Raw genomic sequence first — 1,418 nt, 5'->3', positions numbered from 1 at the left:
CTTCTGTAACGGGCCTTCCCGAGTCAATCCCTTTTGAGCTTAATCCCTCGCCGAGTGCTTGCTTCTGTCCGCAGTCGACGCTGAGCCGCTGCGTTATGGGGTCTGCTGAGGACCGGCTGGCCAATCTAGAGGGGCGCAGTCACCGTTGTGCTGCGTGCGGTTCAGCGGCCTATCCGCTCCATCGTCCCGGCGAAGGGACCTTGCTCCGGTGGGCTGATGGCTGTGCCCGTCCGAAAGCCTGTCTTGCTGTCTCCTTCCGGCTCAGGCGGTCGTTGCTGCCGCCTTGTGGGGAATGAAGTTGGTTCCGTCCCTGAGCATGTGGTGCAACACCACCGCCAGCTTACGGGCCAATGCGACCCGCGCCTTTCTGGGACCCGCACGTCTGGCGACCGCCAGCGCCCAAGTCTTCAGATCCGAGCCTTTGACCGGCCGGGTCAAAATAACGTTGGCCGCCTCGTAGAGCGCGGTTCGTACGCCGACATCGCCGATCTTCGAGATGCGACCAGTGTAATCGGTTTCGCCCGATTGATACTTCTTCGGCGTCAATCCGAAGTGCGGCCCCACCGCTCGGGATGATCGGAAGCGCTCAGGCGCGTCAACGGCCGACACAAATGTCAACGCCACCAGAACGCCAACGCCGGGTGTCGTCATGAGCCGCCGCGCATTATCGTCCTGACGGGCCATACCACGCAGCCTTCGTTCGAAACCTGCAAATTCGTCCATAAGCGCGTCGCGCACCTTCAACAGTGAAAAGGTGATCGCCTCCAAGGTCGGATGACCTTCAATCAGCTCGCGGATCCGTGCCGCATAGGTGTGCCGCGTGGTCGGCCCGACCTTGAGGCCGAAACCACGCAGAATGCCCCGGAGGCTCATCTCGATGTCGTGAAGTTTTCCTTGGATGAGCTTGCGTGCGGTCAGCAGCGCACGCACCTCCTGGGCCGGAAGCGATTTGCAGTGGACTGGCCTGAACCAGCCAAGCCGCATCAACTGCGCAATGCCCCGCGCGTCCTTCTTGTCGGTCTTCACTGGCATCGTCTTGAAGGCCGCACGCACGTGGCGCGTCTCGATCAGCTCGACTGCCAGGCCCGCCCTCGTCATGCCGGCATGCAGCCACTGCGACAACGGGCCGGCCTCCAGACCGATCCGCTCCATCGCCACGCCGTGCTCGCAAAACCAGGCAATCAGCGCTTCGGGCTCGCTCAGTACCTTTGCTTCACGCACAATGCGGCCATCCGCATCCACTACGCACACACTTGAGTATTCCAATGATACATCGATGCCGGCATACTGCTTCATGGTCGTCTCTCCGCGATGCTATGGAGCAGGCCCTTCCTGACTCCGCGACACCATCATTGTGAGGGACGACCACCAGACCCACAAACCTGGCTGGCGGGCTCCGCCCGTTACGCCATCTAGCT

The 1,418-nt window shown here is 61.8% G+C and carries 1 protein-coding gene; it reads right to left on the bottom strand.

Annotated elements, in window-relative coordinates; genetic code table 11:
• Window positions 1-261: 261 nt before the first annotated feature.
• The gene (locus PH562_RS30605) at window positions 262-1,296 is read right to left on the bottom strand and encodes an IS110 family RNA-guided transposase (protein ID WP_285177637.1); all 1,035 of its coding nucleotides are present in this window, start codon (window positions 1,294-1,296) and stop codon (window positions 262-264) included.
• Window positions 1,297-1,418: the final 122 nt, after the last annotated feature.

Source organism: Rhizobium centroccidentale (assembly GCF_030182565.1).
Lineage (GTDB): Bacteria > Pseudomonadota > Alphaproteobacteria > Rhizobiales > Rhizobiaceae > Rhizobium.
This window is presented reverse-complemented; position numbering and strand designations above follow the sequence as displayed.

What these genes read in the sequence shown, in the direction of transcription:
- PH562_RS30605 (WP_285177637.1), bottom strand. Translation starts at nt 1,296, where the DNA reads ATGAAGCAGTATGCCGGCATCGATGTATCATTGGAATACTCAAGTGTG.